10 protein-coding genes are annotated in these 14,510 nt (G+C 46.4%); 3 read left to right on the top strand and 7 right to left on the bottom strand.

Annotated features, from left to right (window positions below):
• Window positions 1–254 precede the first annotated feature (254 nt).
• The 3 genes from FHS17_RS15900 to FHS17_RS31120 all read left to right on the top strand — a co-directional run bounded on the left by FHS17_RS15900 (window position 255) and on the right by FHS17_RS31120 (window position 5,137).
• Window positions 255–1,607: an ABC transporter substrate-binding protein gene (locus tag FHS17_RS15900; RefSeq protein ID WP_243865369.1), complete on the top strand. Its 1,353-nt coding sequence runs from the start codon at window positions 255–257 to the stop codon at window positions 1,605–1,607.
• 89 nt (window positions 1,608–1,696) lie between these two features.
• Window positions 1,697–2,707 carry an ABC transporter substrate-binding protein gene (locus tag FHS17_RS15895; RefSeq protein ID WP_167279537.1) on the top strand — a complete coding sequence of 337 codons (1,011 nt, stop codon included), beginning with the start codon at window positions 1,697–1,699 and terminating at the stop codon, window positions 2,705–2,707.
• A 228-nt stretch (window positions 2,708–2,935) separates the two neighbouring features.
• Window positions 2,936–5,137, top strand: coding sequence for an Ig-like domain-containing protein (locus FHS17_RS31120; protein WP_167279375.1), 2,202 nt, complete (start codon window positions 2,936–2,938; stop codon window positions 5,135–5,137).
• A gap of 127 nt (window positions 5,138–5,264) precedes the next feature.
• Here the strand turns inward: FHS17_RS31120 and FHS17_RS15885 are convergent, their stop codons facing one another.
• The 7 genes from FHS17_RS15885 to FHS17_RS15855 form a co-directional block, all read right to left on the bottom strand.
• Window positions 5,265–5,870: a hypothetical protein gene (locus FHS17_RS15885; RefSeq protein ID WP_167279374.1), complete on the bottom strand. Its 606-nt coding sequence runs from the start codon at window positions 5,868–5,870 to the stop codon at window positions 5,265–5,267.
• 155 nt (window positions 5,871–6,025) lie between these two features.
• Window positions 6,026–7,897 (bottom strand): cache domain-containing sensor histidine kinase, encoded by a 1,872-nt coding sequence (locus tag FHS17_RS15880; RefSeq protein WP_167279373.1) that lies wholly within the window; start codon window positions 7,895–7,897, stop codon window positions 6,026–6,028.
• Window positions 7,890–9,527, bottom strand: coding sequence for a response regulator (locus tag FHS17_RS15875; protein ID WP_167279372.1), 1,638 nt, complete (start codon window positions 9,525–9,527; stop codon window positions 7,890–7,892). The genes FHS17_RS15880 and FHS17_RS15875 overlap by 8 nt, the downstream gene beginning before the upstream one ends.
• A 30-nt stretch (window positions 9,528–9,557) precedes the next feature.
• Window positions 9,558–10,802 (bottom strand): FAD-dependent oxidoreductase, encoded by a 1,245-nt coding sequence (locus FHS17_RS15870; RefSeq protein ID WP_167279370.1) that lies wholly within the window; start codon window positions 10,800–10,802, stop codon window positions 9,558–9,560.
• A 74-nt stretch (window positions 10,803–10,876) separates the two neighbouring features.
• Window positions 10,877–12,430, bottom strand: coding sequence for an extracellular solute-binding protein (locus FHS17_RS15865; RefSeq protein ID WP_167279368.1), 1,554 nt, complete (start codon window positions 12,428–12,430; stop codon window positions 10,877–10,879).
• A 152-nt stretch (window positions 12,431–12,582) separates the two neighbouring features.
• Window positions 12,583–13,455 (bottom strand): carbohydrate ABC transporter permease, encoded by an 873-nt coding sequence (locus FHS17_RS15860; RefSeq protein WP_167279366.1) that lies wholly within the window; start codon window positions 13,453–13,455, stop codon window positions 12,583–12,585.
• 13 nt (window positions 13,456–13,468) lie between these two features.
• Window positions 13,469–14,380 (bottom strand): ABC transporter permease, encoded by a 912-nt coding sequence (locus FHS17_RS15855; protein WP_167279365.1) that lies wholly within the window; start codon window positions 14,378–14,380, stop codon window positions 13,469–13,471.
• Window positions 14,381–14,510: the final 130 nt, after the last annotated feature.

Raw genomic sequence — 14,510 nt, 5'->3', positions numbered from 1 at the left:
AAGAGGAGGAGAAAGCAATGTCTATCCCCCATCCTTTTTATATGCCCGTCTCCATAACGAATTTGAGGTCTGTAAACTATAATAGCGAAGAGGTAGGAACGCCCTTTTCCCGTATCCTAATGGTATGGGGTGGGAACGGTACACTTTGCGTATACGACCAGGAATATGACATTTCACGAGGAAGCGTATTTCTATGCAATACCATTCCACCATTGGATCTAAGGCTTCATTCTCATACATCCATTAGAGGAATCATGATCACATATAAAGGTATCGCAGCAGATGGTTCCAAGCCATTGGGATTAGAGCATCCTGTTCCTCTTCACCGTTGTCCTGCTAATATAATCAGGCTGGCGGGTGAATTAGAAAGCCTGTGGAATGAGCCTAACCCTTCAACTCCATTTCGACTGCAGCAGCTTTTTGTTGATCTTCTTGCCGAGTTGTCAAAGGAGATCGCTGCTAGGACTCAGCCATCCAGCTTCTGGCTTCAGCAGATTCTACAATTTATGAATACACATTATAACGAAGATTTATCAAGAGAACAGATGGCTGGACTGGCCAATATTAGTCCGGAGCATTTTTCGCGCATGTTTCGTAAATATATGGGACGTACCTTTCATGCCCATCTGACGCTGCTCCGAATTCGAAGCGCTCAACGCCGTATTTTAACAGGGGCACCTAATTTAAATACACTTGCACAAGAGGTTGGCTATAAGGAAGGTTTATATTTAAGTCGGAAATTCAAAGAATCCGTTGGACTATCCCCTACCGCCTATCAACGAAAGCATAAACGTATCGCAGCATTAAACCTGAACCACACCGCATCTCTAATTGCTTTAGGTATTACGCCAGAGCTTGGAGTGTATACGAAATGGCTGGAACAAATGCAACAAAGAACAACGGGTAAAGTTGGCCAAAAATTTAATCCCTATGGGCACTCCCCTGTTACGTACTATGATGCAATTGCCGCTGCTAATCCCGATATCATTATCAGCTACAACAACTCCGAGGAACATCATCGCTTCCTTCCTCTCGCTCCCGTCCTAGAACTGCCTTTCTTGACCATGAACTGGCGTGAGCAGTTCCGTCTGATTGCAGACATTGTAAATAAAAGACTGAAAGCGGAGGATTGGTTAGCGCATTATGATGAACGAGTAACAGGTATTAATGATCAGCTTGATCGAGAGCTTGGTTTGCGCGGAACCGCCATTGTATGGGAAATAGGTGCTAATACAGCCTATTGCTTCAGCTCGAGCTATGGAAGAGGCTGCCAAATCCTTTATGATGATCTTGGTTTTCGTCCACCTGCAAAGATACTCGAACAGGGGATATTGGCACGTGGCTATGTTGAGGTCGATATTGAATCCATATCCTCCTACCCTGCAGATCATATCTTTATTACCGCGCTTCCCTCCCACTCGGATATTCGAAAGCGCATCTACCAATTATTCCGTTCAGCAGATTGGTTAAAGCTTGAAGCCGTACGCCAAAATCGAGTATACGTGCTTAATGATACCGAATTGTTCTGCGGATACGACCCGCTCTCTTCTCAAGAGCAGCTTAGCAAGCTAATCAGAGTAATGTCGGAGCATCATAAATTTGCATAACCCCATATCATTAAAAGGTATAGTCATTTGTTTGCGAATCCTTTAAAGTTTGGTTTGAGAATGATTATCATTTTTAAACCGGGGAGGATATACCATTGTTTTCGCAACAAAAATACACTAGGCTTGTCTTTATTTCTATCATACTTCTATTAACCTTTTTCACTGCCGCTTGTGGAGCCGCTGATTCGAATTCGAATAACACCGCCGCAAATGCTGGTAAAAATGTAACCGAAACGCCAGTAGCAGAGGCAACAGAGTCCCCTGCCAATTCGGATGAAGTTAAAACCATCACAACCGTTAACGGAGATATTGAAGTACCCGTTCACCCGCAAAGAATTGTAGCAGAAGAATATTTGGGCAGCTTGATTGCTCTAAATGTGATTCCTGTTGGCGCACCAGGCTTGACACTTGAAAACTATTATTTTAAAGAAGCGCTGCAAGGTGTCGCAGATACAGGCATCTACGGTAAACCATCCGCGGAGCAAATCCTTGGATTAACTCCAGATCTGATTATTACAGCTAATGGAGACAGCTACGCTCAGCTAAGTAAGATAGCACCAACTATTGTGATTCCATTTGGAGATTTGAAAAACGCTCATGAAGAATTGACCTACTTTGGTGAACTGTTAGGCAAGGAAGCCGAAGCGAAAGCTTGGTTAGAAAAATATGATGAGCGTATTGCAGCAGCCAAAGCTAAGGTTAATGCCGTTATTCCTGCTGATGCTACCTTCTCGATTATGGAGAATGCTGATAACAAGACTTGGGTATACGGCGATAACTTTGGTCGTGGCGGTCAACCTGTCTATCAAGCTCTGGGTAGAACTCCCCCTGCTGAGATCAAAGATGAGATCATGGAGAAACAGTGGGCTGAGGTTTCAGCAGAAGTACTCGACAAATATGCTGGAGATTATATCATCTTGACCTCCAACACCTTAACAGTAGACGACTTTAAGAAAGAACCAATCTGGAGCAGCCTCCCTGCTGTCAAAAACGGACATCTCTATGTATGGACAGAGGAGCATTCCTGGTACTATGACCCGATTGCTGTTCTTGCCCAAACGGAAGAGCTTGCCGAATGGCTTGTCAACCAAGCGAAATAAGGATCAATCCTATTTTAAAAATGAAAGCAGCACGTCCTCATCCGAGGGCGAGCTGCTTTTGTTCTATCTGCAACTAAAGTTACTTACCATTCGTTTAAAAACTTGTATGTAAAATATGACAATATGTTTACATACTGTAATGTTTCGCATTTAAGGTTCATTTTCACCTTTCAAATGCCGTAATCAATAAAGAGTAGAAACATTTTCCAAGGAAAGGGAAGGGATGTAGTGAAAGAGAACAGCAAGAGAATTCTGTCGTTCAAGTTAGCCCGCAGATGGATGGCAGCCGCGTTAGTCATGACGCTAGTCATGAGCAATCTGGCTGGAGCCGCCTATGCAGCGGAGGATACCGTGACCGGCATCGAATGGAGCTACGAGGACTCCGATTACAATACCGGCACGTCGTCACTGGAAATGTTCGTGGAGGACGGCACCGTCGGGCTCAACGTACTGGCTACTATATCGGGCGCGACATCTAAAAAATCAGTAACAACAGACGCAACCTGGAAATCATCCAACAGCTCTATCGTCAAAGTCGACAAAGGCGTGTTAAGTGGTGTAGGTAAAGGAACAGCCACGATCACCGCTACCTATAAAGGCTTCTCCATAACCATTAAAGCGACTTCGGATTACGTGTACGACCAAGTCACAATTATGCAGAACGGTCTATCCGCTCCTGCTGCCTTAACGGATGTGCTTCTTGGACAATCACTTGTCTTCACGCTTGATGGAGACGGCGAGAACATTAGCGATGACGCGACGTGGAGCACGTCAAGCTCATCCGTTGTAACCGTCGACAAAGGTGTCATCACGCTTGTTGGCGTTGGCACGGCTACCATTACGGCCAAATATAAAGGCAAATCAGACTCGATTAAACTGACCGTCTCATCGCCTTACAAGTCTATCTTAATCAGTCCCGAACCAACTAATAATCTTCTGGAGCTCGAGGTTGGCGGTGATGATTACCTACTGAAAGCAACCGCGGTACCTAACTCAGGCGGAACGCTGGATGTGACCAGCATTGCCAAATGGACAAGCGCCAATACGAAGGTGCTGACTGTGGACAAAGGTGTCATTACCGCAGTGGGCGCAGGCAAAACAATCGTTACGGTGTCCCACCTCGGAGTAACCGATACACTCACTGTTGTTGTTCGGACGCCATACCAGTCTATCAAGATCTCTCCCGACAAGGAGTACCATTTGCAATTGCAGGATGCGCCTCTACAGATTAAAGCCGAGGTGCTTAGCAATTCGAATGTTACATCAGACATTACGACTGTAGGCGACTGGACATCGTCCGACGTTACCGTCGCTACCGTCTCACAAGGCAAAGTGACGCCAAAAGCAGTTGGCACAACGAAGATCACGGTGTCTTACCGGGGCGTAAGCCGCAGCATGGATGTCACGGTATATCCGAGCATTACCAAGCTGAAAGCAGAAAAAACGACAATTGACAGCTTTAAAGGGATTGAAGATGAGCTGCCGAAAGTAACGGCAACTACGTTCGACGGTTCCAGCATTGACGTTTCGAAGCTTGTGAAATGGACGGTTTCAGACGATGAAATCGCCGATCTAAAGGAAGGTGTCTGGACAGCTAAGCAGCTAGGCGAGACAACCTTCACGGGAACCGTGCAGGATCTGAAGGTTGAAGTTAAGCTTATCGTTCATTTGAAGCCGATTAAGTTATTGACCGAAACAAAGGATCTGAGCATTATTTTGGGCAAAGAGACCGACTTCCCGAAAGTAACCGTCGTCTATGAAGATGGCAAGGAAGCCGATATTTCGGAAGCGATCGAATGGAACACAACCTCCGACAATATCGTGCTTTTAGAGAAAACGATGAAAGGTCTGGAGGCGTCAAGCGTTACGCTGACGGGCACTTACTTAAGTAAAACGGTCTCTGTTCGCGTCAAGATCGAAGAAGAGATTGTAAAGTTAGTCGTCGAACCAACAAAGCTTGAACTGAACCCAGGACGATCCAAGTCGATCAAGGTCACAGGTTACTACAAAAGCGGCAAGAAGGTATCCATCGGCACGAAGATGAATTGGGTCGTCGGAAGCGAGAAGATCGCAACGATCAGCGGCTCCTCATCCGTTAAAGCACTCAATGTGGGGACGACTACAGTGAAGGGTACTTATCAAGGCAAGACGGTTAAAGTCCCTGTCACCGTCACGCCAAAGCTGAAATCTCTGCAGCTCTCCAGCAAATCCGCACAGTTGTTGGTTGGCGATACGCTAACGGTCAACTTGCAGGCCATCTACTATACCGGCAGTCCGGTGACAGCGACGGATAGCGCCGTATGGAGTTCCTCCAATACGTCAATCGCAACCGTCAAGGATGGTAAAATTACAGCGGTCCGCAAAGGCAGCACCACGATCAAAACAGCCTTTGGCGGTAAGACCGCTTCGATACGAATTACGGTGAAATAACACGCGTGTCGTACAGATAAATAAACAGCCCTGCTCGCAACGTCTTTGACGTATGGGCAGGGCTGTTTTTCATAGCTTATGCTTTATTTTCACTTACCCAAGATTTTAAATCTTTTTTCAATTTACTTCAAAGTTTCTTACCACGCCTCTTTAATGAAACGGCCAGTAGGATGAGCAATGTAAGGAAAGCTGCTAGAGCTATTATGATTATGATGAATGAGCTATCTGTTCCTTTGTTATCAGAAGAAGTGTCTGAAGGATCCTTTTGAGGGAGTGTGATCTTGGCGGGTTCATAGCCTTCTCCCAGTACTTTAAGATCCTCTTGTGCGGCTGCAAGAGTCTTATTCCCTTCACATAGTCCAGTTTCAAGATGATCAGGTTCCCCATATGCAAACACGATAAATTCTTCATTCACGTCGAAATTCTCATATCCGCAACTCGCTGAACTCCTTGTTGTGTAAACAGTCGTCTGAGAGCTTACCTCTCCCTTCCACACTGTTTTCACTTCGAATTGAACCTTTACTGCATCTGCAGTGGATACTAGGTTTCTTTTAGCAGGTTCGGTTATACTCACTACTTTCCCCGTAAAAATAGCGGTTTTTCGGTTCAACTGATCCTCGATGTTAGGTGTTGTTGCACAAGAGCATGCATGGACAGGTTCACGCTCAACCATAAACCATGTGCCAAACACGACTAAATAAATTAGAAAGAATTTAGGTAACAACTTCCGCATTTTATCACTCCATCCGAATTCCAACATTTACCTAATAGACGGAGTTAGCCTAGTTTTGTTGCAGCACCAATACTATCATCCTGCTAACGAATCAATTGGTATACAAAATAAAGAAGCCGCATTTTATGCGGCCTCTGTTGTACGAATGCTTCGTATTATTCTTGCGGCAGTTCTGCTCGCAGGCGAATGGTCACCGTCGTCCCGGCCCCTAGCTCCGAAGTAATGGAGAGCCCGTAGTGATCTCCCGCGTACAGCTTGATGCGCTCGTTCACATTAAACAGCCCATAGGAGCTGCCGATTCCGTCCATTTTCTCCTCTGGCAGCGGTGCTGCCCGCAGCAGCTGCTGGCTGCGTTCCTCATCCATTCCGATACCGTTATCGGATATCGTAATAATCAGATCGCCGCTCTCCTCTTTGACGATAATGGAGATCAAGCCACGTTTATGCTTCATTTTCCGGATACCATGCAGCAGTGCGTTTTCAACGATGGGCTGCAAAATCAGCTTCGGAATCTGACAGCTTGCGATCTGCGGATCTACCTCAAACTGGACATCAAACGTGTTCGGGAACCGGCTTTGCTGGATATTAAGGTACACCTCTGCCAGACGAACTTCATCTTCTACACTGACGATGCTCTTGCCCTTGTTTAGACTTAAACGGAAATATTTCGCCAAGCTGTCAATCATCTGACTAATATCCGTCGCGCCCTTGCCGATGGCAATCCAATTAATCATATCCAGTGTATTATACAGAAAATGAGGATTAATCTGCGCTTGAAGCGCCTGCAGCTGAGCCTCACGTTCATGAATTTCGGCCAAATATTTCTCTTCGACAAGCGTACGTACACGCAGGATCAGGTGATCCACACTTCGTTCCAGCACGAGAAAATCACTATTCGATACAACTGCCAGCTCTTCTAGACTATCAGTCCCTTCCCTGCGGATAACCGTAATGACCTTCCTCACCCTTTGGTTCATTCCCCGTACGATAATGGCGAGCAGAACAAACGGCAGCAGTGTGAACAATGCGAAATATTCCAAAAGGGAAGTCAGGCTTGACCGCTGAGTCAGCTTTACCGCCTGCGGCGACAGTTGGCCCCCGTTGCTTTGCGCTACCAGCTTCCAGTTCGTAGGAGAAACGGTTGTAAACATGACTTCATCCGAATTCTTGTGCAGCCGGAAGGCATGGCCGTCACTGTCACGGCTCGCATTAAGCCGATCTCTTATCTCGCTGTCAATCTGGGTCCCAATCCGTGCCCGGTCAGTGTGATCAATAATGGTACCTGCCGAATCCACCAGGTAGACCTGCGTTCCAGATGAGAATTCGAGTTTGGATAATAAGTCGGAGACCATCTTCTCCTTCACATCAATCATCATAACTCCCGAAATTCTATCGTAATGATCAGGATCACGCAGCATCCGGGCTGACGAGAGCACATCGACATTACCCGCTTCCAGGAAGGTTTGCTCATAAATACCGCTCCAAACAATACTGCCATTGGCTGCAATAATATCGTTGTACCAAGGCTTGTCCATCAAGCTTTCAAGTGAGAAAAAGTTCACCTTCTCTCCCGCGTACAGCTTCGACTTGTCCACGAACAGCCTTACACGGAATACATCTGAATTCGATTGAACGGATTCAACCAAATTCCGCAGATCCTTGACTACTTCAAGCTGGGTATCAATGAGGCTGTCGGTATCACTGACGGATAAATATTGGTGCAATTTATTATTCATGAAGGCAGCATCGCTGATCTCTTCAATATGCTCCAGCCTGTAGGACAAATTGCTTCCCGCCTGTTCGAGCGTCAGCTGCATCGTCCGCATGACCTCGTTCTTCAGAATCGTAGCGGAGCGTTCATAGTAACCGTATAAGATTACAGCTGCTGGAATCACAATGAGTATGAAATAAGCGATCAGCCACTGGCGAGGGATCGCAATACGGCGAAGAAGGCGACGGATCCATCCGCCACCTTCATTCTTATATGAGCGCTTCTTCAGGCGCGCCTCCCCTGCCTGCCTATACATATTTCTCCCTGTAGCCGCTTGGGGTTAAACCTGTCATCTTCTTGAACAGCTTGGTGAAGTAGCTCGGATCTGTATAGCCGATCGCATAACATATATCGTAAAACTTGTATTGCGGATCACGCAGCATCTCCTTCGCCTTCTCCACACGTACTTGCGTCATATATTCGCCTACCGTCTGTCCTGATTCTTGTTTGAATAACAGGCTGACATAAGTAGGAGTCAGAAATACCTCCTTGCCGATATCCGTTACCGTCAAGTTGCCATTCGCATAATTGCGATCAATAATGGCTTTGACACGCTCGACGAGATTAGCTACCTTGCCCGTGCGTTTCTCGCGGATACGCTCACAGACAGCAAGCAGATAAGATTCAAGAATCTGCCTGATCTCTACAAGCGTCTCCCGCTCGAACAGAGACTCCCATACCGAGGATTCCACCGTTTCCAGCTCTTCGGACTGCATATTTAATTCCAGCAGCAGCTGACCTGCGGCCAGAAAAATTTGCATACAGACATTGCGTCCATACTTTAATCCGTCAGGACGGTTACGATTCAAATCAACAAAGATCGAATCCAACACTTCGTGCAGCTTCTCTGAATCCGCTGCTTTTAGCGCGGAGGTAAGCTCTTCGTTATAAACAAATTCGTACCGGCTGGAGCTTCCGCTATGCTGCTCCGGTGTTTCCAGACTATCCATCGTAATGATGCGATTTTTCCCCAAGTACCACTTATGATTAACCGCTTCGCGCGCTTGCTTGTAGCAATTGGTCAAGTTGCCCAGACCCGTTACACGGTCGCTGATCCCGATGGTCACACTAATTTTCAGCCAGCACTCAAGATTGTCGCGGATCTTGCCGGCCAGCTCAAGCAGAACCTCCGCGGCATCTCTTACTCCTTCGCCATCCATGTTCAATCGCAAAATCCCAGCAAACTCACCCGTATGATGTTCAAAAACATAGCCGTCCATATGAGTGTCTATCAGCTCCTGGCAAATATTATTGATCGAATACCAAAGCAGCTGCCGGTCTCTCTCGCTCCGGACGCTTTCGACAGTAGCCAAATCATCAATCGAGATGACAAACGCCCAATAGGAAGCATCTTCAGGCAAGTTTAGCTCAAGAAAATGGATCCTCTCCCGAATGTCTTGTTTCTGAACACCGCTGTTGATCAGCGACAACAGGAACCTTTCCCGCAGCAGCGGCATTCCTTCCTTCAGCCTTACCTGAAGCTCTTCCTTCCTCTGCTGCTCGGTACGCGCTTCATCCAGATCGCTTACGACACGTTTCAGGACAGAGCCTAACTCCTCCAGATTTACTGGCTTGAAGATATAGTCGACTGCACTGACTTTCATCGCGGATTTCAAATAATCAGCGTCATCATACCCGCTGACAAATATAATTTTCACCTGGGGATAATGTTCGTTAATCAGGCGTGACAACGTAATCCCGTCCATATTCGGCATGCGGACGTCCGTCAGGACAAGGTCGGGGGTTTCCTGTTCAATCATTTCGTAGGCTACATCCCCGTCGTCCGCCTCTCCCATAATTTCAATGCCGAAAGAGGACCAGTTGAAGTAAGATTGCAAGCCCGTCCTGACCGTTATCTCATCATCAACAATGAGCAGCTTATACATGGTCATGTCCTCCTTCTTAAGCGGTTACATCTATTTCATAAACTTAACACCTTGATCTTCCAATATGTTATGCAGTTTGTCCATGGATACCTCTTCCATTCTGACAGCGTTATCAATTGACAGAGAAGCAGCGATACCAGCAGCCTGCCCAAGTGCATAACAAGTTGCCTGCACACGCATTGAGGACATCGCTACATGAGTAGCGGAGATTGAGCGGCCCGCTACGAGAAGATTATCGAAAGCTTCCGGCACCATGCAGCGATAAGGAATATCGTAGCCGTCGATTTTGCGCTCGTCAGTTGTTTTCTTCGCATCAGGGCTATGAATATCGATCTCATAATTCGTTTGTGCAACAACGTCCGAGAATCTGGCGCCGCTGGTCAAATCCTGCTCGGTTAACGTATAGAGACCGACGATCTGGTTAGTCTCACGGGTACCGGTTTGAGGTGCGATATGGGTCAGAGCATAATTCTCAAAGCCGGTCTTCTGGAGATAGTAAGCAATGGAGAACACCTGTCTGAGCGCTTCCGTCTCTGCGTAATTAATGTCTTCGATCTTGGATCCATTCGCTTTGACACGCGACATGTTGACGAGCAGCGAACCGTCATTGTTCTGCTCCCAATACAATCTTCTGCCTTGTGGCAAATCGGATAACTCTTTGTATTCATAACAGCCTTCCGGCAAAATTGGCGTTACCGGCTTGCCCGTGTTTTGCATCATAAACATAAGAGTCATCGGCTGCGTCAGCCCATCACTTTCACGACCTGTCGTGTATGGTACACCAGCGTCGATTGCCACACGAGCATCACCCGTACAATCGATAAACGTTTCTCCTTCAAATGCTCTTAGACCCTCCCGGGTCGACAAGATAACGGCTTTGATCTTACTGCCCTCCTGAACCGTACCGATAAATTCACAATGGAAGTAGACATCCACCTTTTCTTTCTTCATCTTCTCATTCATATATTGGCGCATGAGGAAAGGTGAATATTGCGGCGCTATCGATTCGTCATGACCTGCCGGAAGTGACTCAGCCAGCATCTCGGCAATCAGCTCTCGGTAAATACCTGTCACGTTGCCAATCGGCATAAAAACACTAACGTTAGCGATAGTCCCCATACCGCCAAGCTGTGCTGTTTTCTCCAGCAGAACAACTTTTTTGCCACTGCGGGATGCGCTAATGGCAGCGGCTGTTCCGGCTGGGCCTCCCCCTATAATGACAACATCAGCATGCTTGTAAGTTTCAACTTCCCGCGAGAAAGAATAGCTAGTCATATTAATTTCTCCTCTCCAATTTGAACGCAATAGAGGGCTTTTGAATAAGCCCTTCTTGCTGAATTTTTAATTACTTATTTCGAAGTGTACCAAGCGTTAACTTCTTTGGCGCTTGCTTCTCCGCCTTCGGCATTAAACTTCTTCTGGAAATCAGCTAGACCATCGATTTTTTCTCCGCCAGCAATAAGCTTGACCGTATAGTCCCCGGACATCGTCTCGAGCTTCAGGTTATTTTTAGAGTAGTTTTCCAAGTATGGTGCAACACTGAGCTCATTCAGAATTTTATCGGAATCGGCTGTCTTGTTGTTAAGTGTGTCAAATGCTTCGAACATAACCGGATTTTTGTGTACACGTGCCTGCCAGTATTGCGGATAGTTGGCTTCGTCCGTTCCAACCATATAGTTGTTCGCCAGGTTGCGTTCGTCGTTAAAGATCGGAAGAATTGGCATGTACGCGCCATTGTCAACCGTATAATGCGTGCCTTCTACACCAATAGCAAGTTCTTTGAAGGTATTTGATTCAAGACTTGCATTAATCCATTTGATTGCGTCCTCTGGATTCTTTGCGGATTTCGGAATAAAGCTCAGACGGTCAAAGCCTTTGTTCGCTCCAAAACCGGATTTGCCATTAGGACCTTTAAGTGCAGGCAAGTAAGTGAATTTAGCATCAGGAACCGCTTTCGTGAGTGCGTCGGATACGCCCGGAATGTCCGCCCAGTGGATAGCAATAGCTCCTGCTTTGCCGCTGGAGAATTTCTCTTTGGCAGTTGCGTCTTTGTTCACGACAAACTCTTTATCAAGCAGTCCACCTGCATAGAGACCTGCAACATAATTCGCATAGTCAGGGAAGGACGGGTCAAGAACACGAGGAACAAGCTGTCCGTCAACATCATTCCATGGGTTAGGCATACCGAAAGCGCCTACAAGATCATCAATCATTGGCAAGTCACCTTTGATGGTAAAAGGAACGTCCTGGCTGCCATTGCCGCCTGGATCCTTGTCTTTAAATGCCTGCAGAACAGCTTGGAATTCATCTGTTGTTGTTGGCATCTTCATGCCAACCTTGTCGAGCCAGTCTGTACGAATAAGAATGCCTGTACCTACAGGATAGGTAATGATGTTCGGAATGCCGTACAGTTTACCGTCAACCTTAAGAGCATCCATCGATTGCTGAGAGATCGCGGTTTTAATATTTGGACCAAATTGATCAATTAGAGGTGTCAGATCGATAAGTGCACCTTTTTTCGCATAATCCGAGTACAGAGCCATATCGATGTACGAAGTAACGATATCGTAAGGCTCGCCGGATGCCATAAGCAGATTCAGCTTTTGCGCCGGGTTATCCTGCGGAAGCATATCGTATTGCACTTTGTAGCCCGTCTTTTCTTCAAGCAGCTTCGCTACCGGATAATTGGCATAATCTTCGCCTTGGAAGACATCGAGGCGCTTCAGCGTTGGAAGATTGGCATTGGAGTCTGTAGCTGCAGCATTGTCTGTGGTTGCTGCCGGTGCATTAGATGCCGCCGCATTATTAGCATTGTTATTCGAATTCGATGAACAAGCGGCCAAGGAGCTAGCCAGAACAACCGTTGAAGCAGCAATTGAAAGCACTTTTGTCATTTGTTTCATGTGTGACCCTCCATTTAGATATAATTTATCATCAAACCGCAATTATTGAAGTGGAACCCTTCAATAATTGTCGGTAAACCGCAATTATTGAAGTGATATTCTTCAATAATTGTCGGTAAAACGCAAGAGTTGAATACGAAGTTAGGGTTGACTCAACCTTTTACGGAGCCAATGAGTACACCTTTAATGAAATACTTTTGCAGGAACGGATAGACAAGCAGAATTGGGACGGTAGAAGCAATAACGGTCGCAGCCCTTACTCCTTCGGCTGGGACATTCATCATATCCTCCGCGCTCATCTTGAAGCTTGAGGAATCGGCGTTCATCACAATATCCTGCAAGTACAGCTGCAGCGGCTTTAGCGAAGTGCTGTTGATATACAGCATGGGGTTAAAGTAGTCATTCCAGTAATAGACCGCGTAGAAAAGTCCGATTGTCGCGAGCACTGGACCGCTGAGCGGCAAAATAATGCGGAACAGAATCGTATAATTGCGTGCACCGTCAATCTTTGCAGACTCTTCCAGGCTTGGCGGAAGACTTTCAAAATAGCTCTTAATGACGAGCATATTAAAGACGCTGATTAATGCCGGCAGAACGAGAGAACCAAGGTTATCAATCAAGTCCAGCTGACGGATAAGCAGATAGTTCGGTATGATACCGCCGTTAAACATCATCGTAAAGACAAACAATATGATGATGATGCCGACACCGGGCAGCTCTCGCTTGGAGAGCGGGTAAGCCGTCATTGCCGTAATTAGCAATGAAGCTAGTGTGCCTGCAACAGCCACGAGAGCTGAGATCAACAGGGCATGCAGAAATTGATGGTTCGTTACGACGTATTGCAGCGTATCAAGCTGGAAGCCGACGGGGAATAGATTAACTTTCCCGGATGTGATCGCCCATTCTTCACTGACCGACTTCGATAACACCGTGATAAAAGGAAGAAGCGTCGATAAGCCCATCGCAATCAAAATCACATAAATGACGGTATCGAGTGCATAATCACTGATTTTTTTACTGTGCATGGTATTGCCCTCCCTACCAGATACTTCTCTTTAAGAACTTCTTGCTAAGCATGTTGCCGCTAATAATCAGAATAAAACCAACCAAGGAGTTAAACAGGCCAACCGCTGTGCTGAAGCTGTAGTCCTGCTGACCAAGACCCATCCGGTAGACATAGGTTCCGATGACATCTCCGGAATCATAGACTAGCGGGTTGTACATCGTTAGAATCTGTTCAGTACCGGCTTCGAGCAAGCTGCCGATCCGAAGAATTAACATCAGTACAATGGTTGGCATAATGCCTGGAAGCGTTATCGAAATCATCTTGCGAATGCGTCCAGCCCCGTCAATCGAAGCTGCTTCATATTGTTCCTGATCAATGCCTGCGATTGCAGCGATGAAGATGATGGCGTTCCAGCCGATTTCCTTCCATCCAGCTGTGAATACAACAACACTTCGGAAGAATGAATTATCCTGGAGGAATGAGATCGGCTTACCTCCAAAGGCTATGATGATCTGGTTAACCAGGCCGTCTGTTGGAGAGAGAAGAGTGACGAACAAGCCGGAAATAACCACCCACGACAGAAAGTGGGGCAAATAAATAATCGTTTGGATCGAGCGCTTGAACAGCATTTTGCGAACCTCGTTGAGCAAGAGCGCAACGACAATCGGAATCGGAAATAAGAGCACGATCTTGTACATGCTAATAAGCAACGTGTTCGTCAGTACCTGGAAGAAATCATCCGAGTGTATTAGCTTCTGAAAATGCTCGAAGCCTACCCATTCGCTGTCTCCAATCCCGCTGAAGATGTTGAAATCCTGAAATGCAATGACAACGCCGTACATCGGCGTATATTTGAATACGAGTAAGAAGATTAATCCTGGTACAAGCAGCAAATACATATCCCAATTGCTGAGCGCCAGCTTCCAGCGGCTGTTTCTATTCAATTTTCCTCACCTGCTTTTCTCTAAATGTTATATCTGTATTGTAAGAGATCAGGTGGGGCCGTTCGTAGAATGTAATCCTTTGATTTCTGGTTGTTTTCTATAAATTAATGAAAAATACTATGGTTAAATA

Source organism: Paenibacillus lupini, assembly GCF_011761355.1.
Lineage (GTDB): Bacteria > Bacillota > Bacilli > Paenibacillales > Paenibacillaceae > Pristimantibacillus > Pristimantibacillus lupini.
This window is presented reverse-complemented; position numbering and strand designations above follow the sequence as displayed.